This is a genomic window from Collinsella sp. CLA-ER-H5, assembly GCF_040092375.1.
In the GTDB taxonomy this organism is placed as follows: domain Bacteria; phylum Actinomycetota; class Coriobacteriia; order Coriobacteriales; family Coriobacteriaceae; genus Collinsella.
Genome location: NZ_JBBNLR010000054.1, coordinates 1 through 14201, shown reverse-complemented (window position 1 = coordinate 14201; position 14201 = coordinate 1). Strand labels below are relative to the sequence as shown.

Genomic DNA, 14201 nt, shown 5'->3' with positions numbered 1-14201 from the left:
CCGAAGGCCATGCCAAGGAGCCGAAGGCGACGCGGAGTGAGGCATAGCCGAACGGAGGGCAAGGAGGCGTAGCCGACGCGCAGGGAGCCGTAGGCGACCGGAGGGCGAGCGTAGCGAGCGCCAAGGAGCGGTAGTGACGCGGAGCGAACGCAGTGAGCGGAGGGCAAGGACGACGGCTTTTCTTGTTTGTATATCGTTCGATCATTAAATGCTTTCTGGTGGATTTCTCTGTTTCCCTCTTGAGCTCAGACTAAGTGAATCTAATTCACTCTAGTCTGACTTGGTGGGTTGTATGAACCCATAGTTGTGGTTATTTCAACCCATAGTTGTGGTTATTTCAACCCATAGTGCATGGGTTAATTGAACCCATAGTTGGCATGGGTTATTTCAACCCATAGTCTCGTGAGACAACCCATAGTTGATAAGTTGGCCCAGGTTAACACAGGCTCAAACTATGGGTTGAAATAACTATTTCGGTACTTTTTGGCGTTTTCCGATCGCTTTCTATGGGTTGAATTAACCCATAGCCGGAAAAGTGGCTTAAATTTTCTATGGGTTCTTTCAACCCATAGCTCTACCGCCACAGAAAAGCATCCGCGATCCCTGTGAGCAAGTCTATGGGTTGTCCTAACCGATAGACTTGCTGAAGAACCGTTATTTAACCCCCTATCAATAAAATTATTTTTCGTCTAACTATGGGTTAAACCAACCCATAGTTAGACTGTAGGTTGTTTTAACCCATAGTTTGTAAGGAAAAGAAATAGGGCTATGGGTTCATACAACCCATAGCCCTTCAAACTAGGCAGAATGCTTTGCGTCCCACTGAGCTTTGCGTTTCGCCGAATTCTCAGCGCGTTGCTTCTTCTTGCCCTCCTCGACTTCGAGTCTGCGCTTAGCGATCGCCGTCATATCGAGCCGGTACTCAACCGATTTGTTATTCCCGCGCGGCGACTTAATCAAAAGACCGAGTTCGACAAGCTTGTCGATTCTCTTTTTAACATTCGAGCGATCCGATTTGACATCCGCCGCCATGGTGGCAAGGCTGATGTAGCAGGTTGATTTGTAGACGTCCTTGCGCTGGAACGACCAAATCCGCCCCATAATATCGGTGTCGAGCCTAGGCAGACCGAGCTCGAGCATCCATGGCGGCTTGATGATCGCGACCTTCTCGCTGACCATATCCTGCACCATGTGGGCGACACGGGACGATTCATCCGATGCCCGGCGAAGTACCTCGCGGTGACTCTCACTATTGGCCATGGCGGCATCTGTGACGGCCTGATTCGCGAAATCGGACGCCGTCCCCATTCCAGACGGGTTTGCGGGACCGGACGGGTGGCTATCCGTGTCCCACGGATAGCCACCGCCCACATCCGGTTTTAAATTTCTTGTATCCATAAACTAGCCTCTCGTTGAGGCTATCTAGCCATCAGTCGAAGTGATGCCATAGTATTTTGGTAGTACTTCAACATAAGGACCCAAATCAAAGCATACGTGTGCTAGGATTGCAGGTAACAGGCCAGAAAGCCACATTTGAACATGAAAAAAGCCCTTCTTACTTGCCGGTAGGGGGCTTTTTTCATATCTATTTTTGCTCTTTAACACGCTCCAAAAACTCGGAAATAGCGATCGCCGCCATAGACGACTTGGCTACACCGCGACTCTTCGCGTAGTTATCGAGATCACGCCAAATTTCGAGAGGCAGAGTAACCTGGATTCTTTTCTTCTCCTCGGCCACTGCCATAGACAATTACCTCCTTCGTTGAACAAGCGAAATCGTACCACTACTGATTGAAACAAAGCGTATCACAAATACTGTCTAAAATACAAACTAACACAGAGTGGTACACCTAAATTCGCTAAATCTTTTCGTCGGCCAGATAGGCACTCGAGTTTCCAAAAGGGATACAGGAAATTGCCGAAAAGGGCACAGTGAAACGTCCCTAGAATCAGCTGTTACGATAAAAACAAGGGGGTAACTCCGCGGACACGGCCTAGCGCGCTGCCATCCAGTGCCGATTCTGCCATACTCGCAATTCGGCGAGGATGAGGAGTATGAATTGATCGGGGCTTATAGGACAAAATGCGTGTCTGCTTTAGGGGCATCGGCGCAGGTCGATGCCCCTAAAGCAGACACGCATTTTGTCCTATAAGCCCCAAGGATGACGATTCCAATACGGACGACACCAAAACCGGCATCGACGGCTCCATGGACGATTCTGATTCTAAATAGGTCCTGTTAGTTGAGCTGCTTCTTTGCCGGATTCGTATGCGAAACCGCTATACCTGTGGCAATTGCCATGAGGCAGCTTGCGACGAGTCCGTACTCATACTTCAAAATGTTTGTTGCGGTCAGGGCGATAATTAACACTGTCGCAACTTGCAGGATTATCTTTATGACAAAGAGATTGATTCCTTGTTTCGCCGAAGTCGCTGAATGAGTCTGGCTTCGTTGATTCAGGTTGAAGCAGACAACAAAAGTGACCAGTTCGATTGATAAGGGGCCGACTACATAGAAAAAGATTGCGTCAATGAAGCCTATGGTGTTGTAAGTTATTTCGCCGGAAAACACTGCGTATAAAACATATCCAAATTTTGGGTGATTCACGTATGAGTAGGAGAAGACCAAGAGCGTTACCAGTGCTACTGCCATAAGTACATTCAAGACGATTCTTCTACCGCTCATCGGTCACTCCTTTCAAGTGCTGATACAAATATATTAATATAATAACAGTTTTATCCAATAGGATTGGAGGAGTCATGGCAGTAAAATCCGTTATTCGTAAGTTAATGTTATTTTCAGCATCAACTGTCCTTTTATCAGCTTTTTTGGCTGTGACTCCATCTTTTGGTTTGACAGTAAATCACGATGTGTCTATCACCGCGTCTTACGCAGAAGTTTCGTTGTTTGATGAAATCTCTATAGCAAGGCGCGCCATGCAAGAAGACGTCCTTGATACGTATTATTCGTTCTATTGTTTTAATAACGTTGCGCATAATATTCCCTTAAAAGATCCAACTTATAAGCGACTAACTTTCAAGAATAGCTACAGCCGTATTTATCCGGATACATGTCGAACAAGCTTTGTTAATACTTGTCCCACATGCAAGGGTGACGGGCTTATGAAAGTATTTCAGTGCAACTATCAAACGCGTTGATTCGATTGTGGGTGGCTTATATGCATAGCATGAAGTTCAAAGCAATTCTAGGTTCTTTCTTCCTTTTTGTTTGTTTGTGTTTTCCGACTGCTGGCTTTGCGGACGGGATTGTCTGCAATATGAGAAACGATGTTCAGCCGGTTGCTTCTCTATCTAATGATCTTCTATATGTTTCCAGCTCCACTGTTCGCCGTGCAAACAGCGAAAGGGTCTTGAATGTATATTGGACCTTTACGGGACTATTGAATGGTCGTGCAGTAAAAGATCGAATTGTATATAGGGATTACAAGTCGCTATCTTTTCCTAATTCCTATAGTACTCTAGCGCCAACTTGGGTTAATACTCGCGCTACCGGTTCTAACGGTGAATATTTTTCTCAGGTTCAAGCTACTGGGGTTGGATCCGTAGAAACATGGCGTTGCAACTATCAAATTAGATAATTTGATAGAACGTCACACCTAAAATAGACGCACTTTCGCTGGAGGGTCGCTGTTTGGCGGCCCTCTTTTTTGCACATGCGCGGTGGGATGGTAATATCGGGCGGGAGTCAGCCGCTCTGATAGAATCGTCCTTGCTGTCGGCAGCCCTCGTGCCGGGCAGAGCCCTCCATCCGATGGGAGGTGATGCCCATGACCGATTTCACCGAGCTCGTGAAGCTCCTGACCGCTATGGTCTCGCTCCTCACGGCCCTTGTCGGCCTTTCCAAGGCACTCAAGCAGGGCTCGAAGCCCAAAAAGAAAGGCCACCGTCGCTAAGACGATGACCTAACTCTACTAAGCAACGGCTCTGCCCAGCTCATCACAACTTGGGCTGCCGTCGGCACCATTTTACCCTCCTGACGAGGAATTCGTCCATATTTCAAAAATCAAATCCTGTTCGCGCGTGGGCGTAAACTTTTAGTTGGGCAAATCCTGCAGATTGGAGCTTGGAACATGAGGGATATGCACCTCATGTCGCTCATAAAACGTCTCCTGACCTCGAAGGAGAACGTTTTTTAGCGACAGAAGGAGACATAAATATGATCTGGTTTACCAGCGACACCCACTTCGGGCACGAGAACGTGCTGAAGTTCACCGACCGCCCGTGGGAGACGATTTGGCAGATGAACGACGCCATCGTCGACAGCATCAACGGCAGGGTCGCCGTGGACGACGAGCTCTACATCCTGGGGGATTTCTCATTCAAGATGACCGCCCAGGACGCCTACGGGCTGCGCAAACGGATCGCCTGCAGGCGCATCCACCTCGTCCCGGGAAACCACGACAAGGACTGGACCCAGCCGGCGGTCGCGGGCGCCTTCACCGTGGAGCCGCCGATCTGCGTGCTCAAGATCGACGGGCAGAAGATCGTCCTGAGCCATTACCCCATGGCCGACTGGCAGGGCATGAGCCATGGATCGTGGCACCTCCACGGGCACATCCACAGCGGCGGCGGCGCGTACAACGAGTTCAACCGCAAGCAGGGCCTTCTGCGCTACGACGTCGGTTGCGATGCCAACGGGCACTCCCCGGTGAGCCTCGACGGGCTGAGGGAATGGTTCGCCGGAGTCGACGAGCCGTGCGGCCGGGTGAAATGGCCCTGGTGGGTCAACGAGACCGGCGACAGGCAGGTCGAGCGCGAGCTGGCGGCGTACAAGAGGGAAGAGGTGATTCGATGACGGTCTATGTGACGGGCGACATCCACGGTGGGCTCGACATGCAAAAGCTCCGCGACTGGGAGCTCGGCGATAGTCTTGCCAGCGACGACTGTCTCATCGTTGCCGGTGACTTTGGCTTTCCGTGGGACTTCTCTGCCGAGGAATGCGCCGACATCGCCTAGCTGGAGTCGCGCCCCTACACGGCACTGTTCGTCGACGGCAACCACGAGCGCTTCGATCACTGGGAGGAGCGCCCCATGGAGTTATGGCATGGCGGGCTGACGCAGCGCCTGTCGGACACCTCGCCCATTCGGCGCCTGACGCGCGGCGAGGTCTTCGAGCTCGACGGCTCGACGGTCTTCACCATGGGCGGTGCCACGAGCGTGGACAGGGAATACCGCGTGCCGTATTCCAGCTGGTGGCCTCAGGAGCTTCCGGACGAGCGCGATTTCGATGCCGCGCGGGCAAAGCTCGACGAGGTCGCCTGGAAGGTCGACTGCGTCATCACCCATACCTGCGCCACGCGCATGCTCTCGCCGACGCTCTACCCGGACCCTGGCTGGGAACGCCCTGATGTGGACCGGCTGACCGAATTCCTCGACGAGCTCGAGGACCGCCTGGACTATAAACACTGGTATTACGGCCATTTTCACCGAGACGGCAACCCGGACGAACGGCACACGGTGCTGTATGACCGGATCGTGAGGCTCGGGGACAAACTCCTGCCGTGGGGTGCGTACTGATGACGGTCTATGTGACAGGCGACGTGCGCGGCAGGGCCGAGTACGGGTCCAGCCGGTTTGCATTCAAAAATTGGCCGCTGGGCCGGACCCTGACGCGCGATGACGCGGTGATCGTGACCGGCGACTTCGGCTTTGTCTGGGATGGATCCAACGCCGAGAAATACTGGCTCGACTGGTTCGAGTCGAAGCCGTGGACCACGTGTTTCGTAGACGGCAACCACGAGAACCACCACGCCCTGGCTGGGCTTCCGGTGCGGGAGTGGAACGGCGGGCTCGTCCATGAGGCGCGACCGCACGTGCTGCACCTGACGCGCGGAGAGGTGTTCGATATCGACGGGCTCACAGTCCTTGCCATGGGCGGCGCCGCGAGCAACGACAGGCAGTATCGCAGGGAGGGGAGGAGCTGGTGGCCCGAGGAGATGCCGAGCGAGGAAGAGATGGACCACTGCCGCGCCTCGCTCAACCGCGTAGGCTGGAGGGTCGACTACGTGGTGAGTCACGAGGCTCCTGCTGCCCTGGCTAGAGAGCTGTGCCGCGAGCGCGGACGTGAGTGCGGCGGGGATACGCTGCAAACTTTCCTGGGCGAGCTCGACGGGCGGCTCGACTATCGCATCTGGCTCTTCGGGCATTACCACGGCGACGAATGGCGCGACGACAGGCATCGCCTGGTCTATCGAGACATCGTGCCGATCGAAGATGCTGCGCCTGGTTCTCAGTTCTAGAAACCCCTAGAAAATGCTCTAGAGGGTTTCTAGAAAATTAGATGCTATGCGACCTACTCATCCTTCATCTGGGTCATGGTCTCGACCTTGGCCTCGGCCACGGCCGCCCGCTGTTCGGTTGCAGCGAGGCGGTCCTTAAGGGCGGCGACCTCGGCCATCAGGTCGCGCTGGGCCAGGAGCGCATCGCTCAGCTCAGCCTGGGCTTTCAACGCGGCGTCACGCTCGCCGCGCAGACGCTCGATCTCATCGGACATGGCCTCAGCCTCGGCATGGAGCTGGACAACCTGCCTGCCGAGTTCCTTGGCACGGGAAAGGTACCTGACGCCCGCGGCATGGAGCTCATTGTTCTCGAGCTCGATGCTCGCGGTGTCGAGCTCGAACTTCTCCTCGATAAAGGCGACCCGCTCATTGCAGTCGGCCTCAAGTCTTTCGTTCCGGTCTCTCGCCTCGACGAGCTTGCGGTTGAATTCGTCGAGCTGGGCCCTGAGCAACGCGTTCTCGGTTCTGAGGTCGCCCGTCTCGCGCAGCAGCTTCTCCCGCCACGTCGCCTCGATTCGCTCGGCGGCCTCATCGAGGACGGACTTCACGCCGTAAATCTCCCTGATTTTTCTCTCGTCTGTCATCGTGCGACACTCCAATCAACAATGGGCATGGCTCCGCCACGCCGTACGGCTGGGAACAAATACGCGGCCGCTGTTGATTTGTAGTCATCCTGCGATCGGTGAGTTCTAAAAAGGCGTCTCAAGTCATGCGTTCACGCAGGTTTTCGGTTGGAGAAATACCGCACTCATCTAATAGTAGCGCACTCGGATTTATCTTCTGACTCCGACTAACCCGCGCTCGCGGAGGATGCGGTACAGGGTCGATTTCGAGATACCCGTTGCGGCGCAGATGTCGGGGATGGGCGTCTCCCGCGCAAGGTAGAGTTTCACGGCAGCATCGGCCTTGACGTCCGCGATGCGCGGGCGGCCCCCGACGTTGCCACCATGGTTCCGTTTTACGGCGATGCCCTCGGCCTGGCGTTGCTTGATCAGATCGCGCTCAAGCTCGGCTGTGCAAGCGTGGGTGCCGAGGACGAAACGGCCGAAGGCGGTATCGAGATCGACTGGTTGTTTCAGGGAAGTCAGCTTCACACCGAGGTTTCGAAACATGAGGTCATAGTTCAACAGCTGTCTGGTCGATCTGGTTAGGCGCTCCCAAGACTCGACTACCACTTCATCGCCGGCCTTCATCTTCTTGAACAGACGCTTCTGTTGAGTTCGGTCGCCGTCCTTGGCACCCGTGACTTTGTCTTTGTAGATATGGCCATAGGGCACGCCGGCGTTGACCAACGCCTCGATTTGCCTGTCTAGCTTCTGATCCTTCGTGCTCACGCGAGCGTATCCGTATCTAGTCATTTTCAGCCTCCTGCCTTGTCTTTTGATTTTCTCATGGGAATGCACGGGGAGGTTTTGGCACTGGGTTTTGACACTCGCTGTTCACGGCATCGAGGATTCGATTTTCGAGTGCCGCGCGGCATACGTTTTGGAACGAACGGTTGGCGAATAGGCCTTATAAGTTGATGCGTCGAATATTCTACTACCAAATAGTAGTAGAATATTCTCGTACAATTGGAGGCCAATGGTTCAGATACACCGAAGGGTTCACGAGCGACACCCCGAGTTGGATGTCGGAGATGTCGAGGCGGCATGGGAGAACTACCGCTTCGCGGCCGTTCGCGTACCCGGGGAACAGGAGATGCGGACAGGCTACGACCCACATGGCCGGTATATCGAGATGGTCGGAGTCCTCCTGGCTGACGGCGTATGGCTTATCTATCACGCCATGACGCCGCCGAGCAAGAAGACGCTGAAGGAGATCGAGAGCGCGAGAAGGAGAGGTTACTGATGGAGTTCAGGCTTGCAAACGGCACCGTGATCACGGACGAGGACATCGAGCGCGAGTGCGCGGAATATGAATCCGGCTCTTGGACGGGGGCCCTGGCAAACCTCCGCGTCGGCCGCCCAAGGCTCTCCGAGGGAGAGGCCAACGCCAATCTGTCTTTCAAGTGCCCGAAAACGGGCGCCGATCTCATCGAGAGGGCGGCCACCGCATGCGGGATGCGGAAGTCGGAGTTCCTGCGCTCGGCTGCGCTCGAGAAGGCTGAGAGAATCCTCAGGTCGGCATAGCCTCACGGCGCGCCTTTCCGTGGGAGCGAAATGGGCTACATCGCGTTTATGTTAGCTATATCACTAACATAAACGCGATTAAACAGGGCGCCGGGCAAGGCGTCTGCTTTATTCAATGGTGGGCCCCTTTCGCGATTCCCTTGCCGATGGCCCCACTGCAAACGGGTATAAAAGTGTTAGCGAAATCACTAACATAATTAGGAGGCGATTGTCATGGGCAGGTGCGAGCCGAGGACAAATGAGAACGACCCGGGGCTGATCACGCTGCCGGAGGGCATCGACGAGCTGGGCGACGCCGTCAAAAGCGAATTCGACGTGACCACCAAGCAGGTCTGCCGGGCCCTGCAGTGTACGCGCCCGTTCGTGCTGTCACACTGCAAGCATATCCGGCACATCTATGTGTCGGGCGATTGGTCCGATAAGGTCGGCCTCGGGCCCGGCGGCGGCTTCATCTGGTCCCGCAAGGAGCTGCACGACTTGGCGGTGAACGGCACGGTCGAGAGGCGCACCCGAGTCGTCGGCGCGGCGGATATTCTCGCGGGCAGCCGGGAGGCGATGGATTGGCTCGAGGCCGCGGCCGCCGAGGCGGCCGGGTTGGGCAGCGACCCGCGCCGGTCGCGGGCGGATGAAGTTAAGTTCCGCGAGCTGTCCCGCGAGGTCTTCGAGAGGGTGTACCTGCCTGACGAGTGGAAACCGGCCTATAACGCGGCGAGGCTCAAGAGGTCCCAGATGCACTGGGTCGACCTCGGCGAGCACCCGCGGTCATTCGACGAGCTGGGGACCGTGTGGAGGACGACCGCGGACCGCAAGGGTTACGGGGACACGGACGAGGAATGGTCGAGGGCGTATCGACGCAACGGAGCGGTGCGGCTCACCATCACCCTGCCCGACGGCGCGACCAAGGTCATGTATGCGCCCGACCCGACGCCACGGGCGTGGTTCGACGGCTTCCTGGCGACAATTTTACCTGTCGAGCTGCTGCCGCAGGACTACATCAGGGATGTCGTGTTGGGAGACGACCACATGGAGCCCCATGAACTCAAGCTGTACGGCTAGTCCAGCCGCCGAGAACATGCCGGTGCTCCAAAACCCAACAGAATCGCGAATGAGCACATGAATTGACCGCCCGGGAGTACGTGCCCGGGCGGTCAATTCTATCGACCATGGGTGAGATCCCGTGCGCATTGTCGGACATTTGAATTGTCCGACAATGTCTGACAGCACTGTCAGATATTCGCGCACGATCAAGCGAGCTTCGCGAGCGATTTCAGGCCGCATGCGGCCCCAGCTGCGGCTTTGCCGCAGGTTCAATGTCTGACATTCCCAATGTCTGACGTTGAACGAAGCTGGCGTGCAAACTGACTCTTAAGGGTCAGTTTGCACCATCCCAATGTCGCGATTTTGGATGGTGACGCCACGGCGGTCGCATCTTCGAGGGGAACACCCGGTGCTGGATCGATAAATCCGCCATGTCCGTTATCGTAATAATCTCTCGCAGACACCATCGCACACGCCGCCGCACCCGTGTCTTTTATCGTAATAATTTGAAATTTGGCACTATTTCACTCCTGTCCGTTATTGTAATAATGAGGCGCGCGAGCGTCCTCCCCCGGTCCAAGGGCGGAGCCCTGGCAAGCGCCGAACCGCCCGGGTCGGCGGCAGACTTGTACACACATTTACGATGGGGGTACAAGTATGCGTCTCTTGCGTGATTTCTCGTTTATCGGCAGAAAATCGAGGTCAGAAGATGGATGAGTTCTTGAGCATTGAAGATCTGCGGTGGGAGTTCGGCGCGTCGCGAGCATGGACGTACAAGTATCTGGCGCCGCATATCAAGTCAATTACCGTGAAGTGCTCGACCGACGACGGCGAGCGCCTGTGCAAGCGTTATAGCCTCGATGATGCACGGCGCGTGGTCGCTGAAAAGGCTCGAGCCGAGGTCTATTCCGTGCCCGTTAAAGCGGGCCCTGGGAAAAGCAGCTATGCTCCGTACCGCCGCCCGCGGCGCGTGCGAATCAAGACGAGCGCGTACATCGCCGAATATATTGTCGGCTTCGGCCACCTCTGGCAGATCGACGAGATTGCAGAGGAATACTGCGGCAAGCGCTCAAGAGAGGCGGCATATCAATTCATCTACCGTAACGCCTGGATCGCAATCGTGTTCGGCAACAAAACTTTCTATATCCCGAGGCGCACCGCACCGCAATTCGTGGCGGCAGCAGTCGAGGTGTTCGGAGACGCCGCCCACACCGTCGAATACGCACGCGGTGGGCATAAAAGTGACGCCACGGAATAGCGGCACTATGTAACAAATGAATAAGTGAACGGCGTAAAAAGTGAAAAACCGAACTACGTAATATCGACAATGCGACATAACGCAATAACGACAAAGCGGAATAGCCGCACTATGTAACTACGTAATAACAGAACTATTGAACATCGGGCTATTCGGTCCTGAAATCTGTCCGCAAGAGTCGTACGCTGCCGTACAAAATGACCGGCAGCGTACCGCCGCAAGCGGCGCACGCTAGGGCTCTGCCCTAGTACCCGGCACTCGCGGCGTTAGCTCATTGTTCTGCAATTCAACGGTTACGTTTTTCAGTTTTGTCGTTATCACGTAGTTCGGTAATTACACAGTTACGTAGTGTCGTAATTGCTTTGTTCGGCTGTGTCGCAGTTCAGATATGAACAACCGCCGCAGGCGCCGGGTACTAGGGCAGAGCCTTGGCGGTACGCGGATGGCCGAAACGCAGTTTTGTACGGCAGCGTACGACACTTGCGGGCGAGCTCCGGCTATGTCATTGCTGAATTACGACAAAACGCAACAACAAAGCTGTGTAACCGCGACATAACTGATTTACAGACGATATGAAGAACGTAATGAATGAACTAGTGAACTGCGACACGGCCGAAAAAGCGAACAGCTATAAACCCAAAAAACGCATTGAAACAGGCGAGATGTTTTAAATCTCAGCCCACAAATCGAGAACAGTGGCGTCCCGACGAACCGTGGCAAAATAGTCGCAGTAGTCATAGGCATCATCGGGACTGCGCATCAACAACTGCATGTCGAAATCCCATCGTCTGACGTATCATCCGGTTGCGCTGCCGCTCGATCTCGATCGCATCCAGCAGGAGGTGGCCATCATCGTTGGTCATTTGAAACTCCGATCTAGGCGATTGCCTTTTCCTTAGCGAAGGAAATGAACTTCTTCAGCGACCAGATGCCGTCTCTGAATTGAGGCGGGCATACCTTTTGAGACTGTTTAATCTGAACAATAAGATGTGTACCAGTAAAACTTGGTTTCGGCATTGATTGGAGCAGTCATGGCGATATGCGAAATTGCGGTCGTATTCGATGAGAGCGAAATGGCTTTGATCAAGGCTCATGCGGGCATCTCAAATATGTCCTTTTCCGAGTCCGTGAGAAGGGCTGCGCTTGAGAAAGTCGAGGACATGGTGGACATCGAAGCATTCAACGAAGCGCTGATGGAAGATGACGGTACCCGCTACTCAATGGCCGACGCCATGTGTATGGCCATGGAGGGCGAGTAGACGTTTGCGGTGCCAAGCTGACCGCTCGCGTTGAGCGGCGGCAGCGTCCGTTGAAGCGATAGTTCCGCAATTTGTTTCACGAATTACTGTCGAAATGTTTCACGCGCTGGTAGATGCAAGCACTGCTTAAGGGCACACCCAAAGCACCCCAAAGCGCCGCCATGCAGGTCAAGGCCGAAAAATCGACCTCACCAGATGCGTTTTAAGACACGGAAAAGGGGTGTCGCGAACATCCACACCACCCTAGGTTCAATCGCCCCGTAAATCGAATCCTGTTGAGCCGTCTACCTGCGAATTTGTGATATCTGCTACCGCCGTGTCGTGAGCGAGAATCGTGTCCGCACGGGGCGATATTTTAGGTAAAACACCCGAGGGAAAGGAATAGCATGAGCGACACACAGGAAATCGTTCAACGACTCGAACGCGAGATGGCAGACCGAGCTGCCGCAGTTGAGAAGGTTGATGCTTTTAAGAACCAGCTCGCACAGGCCGTCAAGGCCTTCATGGCCGCCGACGAGGCAGTTCGCAGCCTCAACGACCATGACAGCGAGGTCGACACCCAAATTGCAGCTGCCATTGACGAGCACCTTCGAGCAATCGACAGACTGTGCCGCTTCGGCATCGACGGTGGATTCGGCGAGGAGCATCCCGTCAAGGAGTACTAGACCGCTGCATGGCCATGGAAGTAAAGTAAAAGAGGGTCGAACCAGAAGCAGTTCCCGGACAATTGGCGTCCGGCCAGACACTTCGGTTCGACCCTTTCTTTCAGGATTCTGTAACAGCCGATCTTATCGAAACCGTTGTAAAACCCCTTGTTTCAACTATGGGGAGTTTCAAAGCGATGCCACAGACGAATCGTGGATAAGGTTTAGATCATTGGAGGTCGATACTGTCGTTTGAAAAAACTCTTAATCCTTGCCTTAAAGATGCGATTGCCGCCCACCTCGAAGGAGAAGAAAAAGCGAAAGCTAACATAGGGTATTTGGAATTTGACTGTGACTATTGCCTACTACAAAGTGAAATTAACAGCGCTGAGATTGAGCGTTCGATTACTGAGGAACAGGCATGGTATCTTCGTAAGAAATATTTAGGAATCAAGAGAACGGATATCTAAATAGATTGACTCCACGGATGCTCCTAAGCTTAAGAAAGGCTATGGTGGAGCCAATGGAAATAAGATTTCTATTTTGCTAAAAGGTGGATGCTTAAGTTTCCTTCCACTTTCCGAAAGCCGTTTTATGAAATATCAGAAATAGCTAAACGAGTAATTGCACTCAATTGCAAAACTGGCCCAGCTGCGTTCCGACTTAAAGATTTCTGTTGTCTGGTTCATCTGCCAGATAGTCGTGGGGAACATAGTCAACGTGATAACGCTTTTCAAGTTCCTCGATAAACCGATCGACCTTTCGAGCATTTTGGTAAACCTTTTCTAGTGTGCGGAAAACAGCTTTCTCGTTGTACGCGGGAAGCCCCTGGGCATTCACGAAGTACATCAGCTGATTGAGGTTCGTTCCTTCCTTCAATAACTCATGATGGAGTTTTTCAACTTCCGCAATGTTAAAATTGAATGATTCGATCTTTCCGTAAATTGCGCTGCGGCGAACCAGTTCGCTTACAGAGATGCCAAGAGCCTCCGCACGCTGCTCGATCGCCTTTTTTTCTGAAGCGGTAAGCATCACATGAAACGAAACGTCGCGTTTCTCGGCGATGGCTTCACCGCACTCGCCAGATTTTTTTGGAGTGTGTTTGCGCTCCTGCTTCTGCAGCACTTTATTTTTTACGCGTTCGATTTTCTTTCCGGCCTCAAGATCGTCGAGAGAAATCGAACGGCTAATCAAAACGGAGCGGATTAGTTCAGCTTCCGTGCAACCGGCTTCGTCGCAAAGTCGTTGAAGGGCTTCCTTTTCTCCAGGGGTCAACGTCGCTTCAACTTTCTCGCTTCGTCTCATTTTCATCCCTTCAGTTTCGGAGTGGCCTCCGAAACAAGATTCGAAAAGGTGCGCCGAATTTTTCCCGGCTGCGAAACCGTTTCGCGCGAAACGGAACCCAGCTTTGCCTGTTTTCTTTTCCCGTAGGAGGGAAAAGCAAGATCGTAAATAGCCATAGTACATGCTTGCATGTAATTATGGCCATTTACGTACATCTTGCAATCTCCGGAACGGGGATTGGGCGAAACGCAGTGTAGACGTGGAATGAGAGGCCTCATTCCAAGCGAGAG

At 53.9% G+C, this 14201-nt stretch carries 18 protein-coding genes; 12 read left to right on the top strand and 6 right to left on the bottom strand.

The window, feature by feature from the left end; all coding sequences use genetic code 11:
* Positions 1–798: 798 nt before the first annotated feature.
* From AAAX31_RS10165 to AAAX31_RS10155, 3 genes are all read right to left on the bottom strand, one after another.
* Positions 799–1398, bottom strand: a complete 600-nt coding sequence (locus AAAX31_RS10165) for a hypothetical protein (RefSeq protein ID WP_346979670.1) — start codon at positions 1396–1398, stop codon at positions 799–801.
* A gap of 187 nt (positions 1399–1585) precedes the next feature.
* Positions 1586–1744, bottom strand: coding sequence for a hypothetical protein (locus AAAX31_RS10160; protein ID WP_195241079.1), 159 nt, complete (start codon positions 1742–1744; stop codon positions 1586–1588).
* Between the two features lie 495 nt (positions 1745–2239).
* Complete coding sequence (locus tag AAAX31_RS10155; RefSeq protein ID WP_349077133.1) at positions 2240–2686, bottom strand: hypothetical protein; 447 nt, start codon at positions 2684–2686, stop codon at positions 2240–2242.
* A 74-nt stretch (positions 2687–2760) separates the two neighbouring features.
* Here AAAX31_RS10155 and AAAX31_RS10150 point away from each other — a divergent pair, with 74 nt between their 5' ends.
* The 6 genes from AAAX31_RS10150 (at position 2761) to AAAX31_RS10125 (ending at position 6260) form a co-directional block, all read left to right on the top strand.
* Positions 2761–3159, top strand: a complete 399-nt coding sequence (locus AAAX31_RS10150) for a hypothetical protein (RefSeq protein ID WP_349077132.1) — start codon at positions 2761–2763, stop codon at positions 3157–3159.
* Positions 3160–3788: 629 nt separating this feature from the next.
* Complete coding sequence (locus tag AAAX31_RS10145) at positions 3789–3914, top strand: hypothetical protein (RefSeq protein ID WP_255413117.1); 126 nt, start codon at positions 3789–3791, stop codon at positions 3912–3914.
* Positions 3915–4177: 263 nt separating this feature from the next.
* Positions 4178–4816: a hypothetical protein gene (locus AAAX31_RS10140; protein WP_349077131.1), complete on the top strand. Its 639-nt coding sequence runs from the start codon at positions 4178–4180 to the stop codon at positions 4814–4816.
* Positions 4813–4977 carry a hypothetical protein gene (locus AAAX31_RS10135; RefSeq protein ID WP_349077129.1) on the top strand — a complete coding sequence of 55 codons (165 nt, stop codon included), beginning with the start codon at positions 4813–4815 and terminating at the stop codon, positions 4975–4977. The genes AAAX31_RS10140 and AAAX31_RS10135 overlap by 4 nt, the downstream gene beginning before the upstream one ends.
* Before the next feature lie 75 nt (positions 4978–5052).
* Positions 5053–5538, top strand: a complete 486-nt coding sequence (locus tag AAAX31_RS10130; protein WP_349077127.1) for a hypothetical protein — start codon at positions 5053–5055, stop codon at positions 5536–5538.
* Positions 5539–5645: 107 nt separating this feature from the next.
* Positions 5646–6260: a metallophosphatase gene (locus AAAX31_RS10125; RefSeq protein ID WP_349077126.1), complete on the top strand. Its 615-nt coding sequence runs from the start codon at positions 5646–5648 to the stop codon at positions 6258–6260.
* Between the two features lie 53 nt (positions 6261–6313).
* On the opposite strand, the gene AAAX31_RS10120 is transcribed toward AAAX31_RS10125, so the two are convergent.
* Complete coding sequence (locus tag AAAX31_RS10120) at positions 6314–6883, bottom strand: hypothetical protein (RefSeq protein ID WP_349077125.1); 570 nt, start codon at positions 6881–6883, stop codon at positions 6314–6316.
* A 189-nt stretch (positions 6884–7072) separates the two neighbouring features.
* Complete coding sequence (locus tag AAAX31_RS10115; RefSeq protein WP_226791018.1) at positions 7073–7657, bottom strand: recombinase family protein; 585 nt, start codon at positions 7655–7657, stop codon at positions 7073–7075.
* Between the two features lie 223 nt (positions 7658–7880).
* Here AAAX31_RS10115 and AAAX31_RS10110 point away from each other — a divergent pair, with 223 nt between their 5' ends.
* The 6 genes from AAAX31_RS10110 (at position 7881) to AAAX31_RS10085 (ending at position 12648) form a co-directional block, all read left to right on the top strand.
* The gene (locus AAAX31_RS10110; RefSeq protein WP_349077123.1) at positions 7881–8147 is read left to right on the top strand and encodes a hypothetical protein; all 267 of its coding nucleotides are present in this window, start codon (positions 7881–7883) and stop codon (positions 8145–8147) included.
* Positions 8147–8428: a DUF1778 domain-containing protein gene (locus AAAX31_RS10105; protein WP_055287576.1), complete on the top strand. Its 282-nt coding sequence runs from the start codon at positions 8147–8149 to the stop codon at positions 8426–8428. The genes AAAX31_RS10110 and AAAX31_RS10105 overlap by 1 nt, the downstream gene beginning before the upstream one ends.
* A gap of 213 nt (positions 8429–8641) precedes the next feature.
* Positions 8642–9484, top strand: a complete 843-nt coding sequence (locus tag AAAX31_RS10100; protein WP_349077121.1) for a hypothetical protein — start codon at positions 8642–8644, stop codon at positions 9482–9484.
* A 691-nt stretch (positions 9485–10175) separates the two neighbouring features.
* Complete coding sequence (locus tag AAAX31_RS10095; RefSeq protein WP_349077120.1) at positions 10176–10724, top strand: hypothetical protein; 549 nt, start codon at positions 10176–10178, stop codon at positions 10722–10724.
* Positions 10725–11755: 1031 nt separating this feature from the next.
* Positions 11756–11983, top strand: a complete 228-nt coding sequence (locus tag AAAX31_RS10090) for a DUF6290 family protein (protein ID WP_349077118.1) — start codon at positions 11756–11758, stop codon at positions 11981–11983.
* A 386-nt stretch (positions 11984–12369) separates the two neighbouring features.
* Positions 12370–12648, top strand: a complete 279-nt coding sequence (locus AAAX31_RS10085; protein WP_349077117.1) for a hypothetical protein — start codon at positions 12370–12372, stop codon at positions 12646–12648.
* A gap of 642 nt (positions 12649–13290) precedes the next feature.
* On the opposite strand, the gene AAAX31_RS10080 is transcribed toward AAAX31_RS10085, so the two are convergent.
* Positions 13291–13932 (bottom strand): hypothetical protein, encoded by a 642-nt coding sequence (locus tag AAAX31_RS10080; protein ID WP_349077115.1) that lies wholly within the window; start codon positions 13930–13932, stop codon positions 13291–13293.
* Positions 13933–14201 lie beyond the last annotated feature (269 nt).

Excerpts from the sequence above, each read along its gene's own strand:
- AAAX31_RS10165 (WP_346979670.1), bottom strand. The coding sequence starts at position 1,398 with ATGGATACAAGAAATTTAAAACCGGATGTGGGCGGTGGCTATCCGTGG.
- AAAX31_RS10085 (WP_349077117.1), top strand. The coding sequence starts at position 12,370 with ATGAGCGACACACAGGAAATCGTTCAACGACTCGAACGCGAGATGGCA.
- AAAX31_RS10100 (WP_349077121.1), top strand. The coding sequence starts at position 8,642 with ATGGGCAGGTGCGAGCCGAGGACAAATGAGAACGACCCGGGGCTGATC.
- AAAX31_RS10155 (WP_349077133.1), bottom strand. The coding sequence starts at position 2,686 with ATGAGCGGTAGAAGAATCGTCTTGAATGTACTTATGGCAGTAGCACTG.
- AAAX31_RS10135 (WP_349077129.1), top strand. The coding sequence starts at position 4,813 with ATGACGGTCTATGTGACGGGCGACATCCACGGTGGGCTCGACATGCAA.
- AAAX31_RS10080 (WP_349077115.1), bottom strand. The coding sequence starts at position 13,932 with ATGAGACGAAGCGAGAAAGTTGAAGCGACGTTGACCCCTGGAGAAAAG.
- AAAX31_RS10105 (WP_055287576.1), top strand. The coding sequence starts at position 8,147 with ATGGAGTTCAGGCTTGCAAACGGCACCGTGATCACGGACGAGGACATC.
- AAAX31_RS10145 (WP_255413117.1), top strand. The coding sequence starts at position 3,789 with ATGACCGATTTCACCGAGCTCGTGAAGCTCCTGACCGCTATGGTCTCG.
- AAAX31_RS10120 (WP_349077125.1), bottom strand. The coding sequence starts at position 6,883 with ATGACAGACGAGAGAAAAATCAGGGAGATTTACGGCGTGAAGTCCGTC.
- AAAX31_RS10090 (WP_349077118.1), top strand. The coding sequence starts at position 11,756 with ATGGCGATATGCGAAATTGCGGTCGTATTCGATGAGAGCGAAATGGCT.
- AAAX31_RS10130 (WP_349077127.1), top strand. The coding sequence starts at position 5,053 with ATGGAGTTATGGCATGGCGGGCTGACGCAGCGCCTGTCGGACACCTCG.
- AAAX31_RS10095 (WP_349077120.1), top strand. The coding sequence starts at position 10,176 with ATGGATGAGTTCTTGAGCATTGAAGATCTGCGGTGGGAGTTCGGCGCG.
- AAAX31_RS10115 (WP_226791018.1), bottom strand. The coding sequence starts at position 7,657 with ATGACTAGATACGGATACGCTCGCGTGAGCACGAAGGATCAGAAGCTA.
- AAAX31_RS10110 (WP_349077123.1), top strand. The coding sequence starts at position 7,881 with ATGGTTCAGATACACCGAAGGGTTCACGAGCGACACCCCGAGTTGGAT.
- AAAX31_RS10150 (WP_349077132.1), top strand. The coding sequence starts at position 2,761 with ATGGCAGTAAAATCCGTTATTCGTAAGTTAATGTTATTTTCAGCATCA.
- AAAX31_RS10160 (WP_195241079.1), bottom strand. The coding sequence starts at position 1,744 with ATGGCAGTGGCCGAGGAGAAGAAAAGAATCCAGGTTACTCTGCCTCTC.
- AAAX31_RS10140 (WP_349077131.1), top strand. The coding sequence starts at position 4,178 with ATGATCTGGTTTACCAGCGACACCCACTTCGGGCACGAGAACGTGCTG.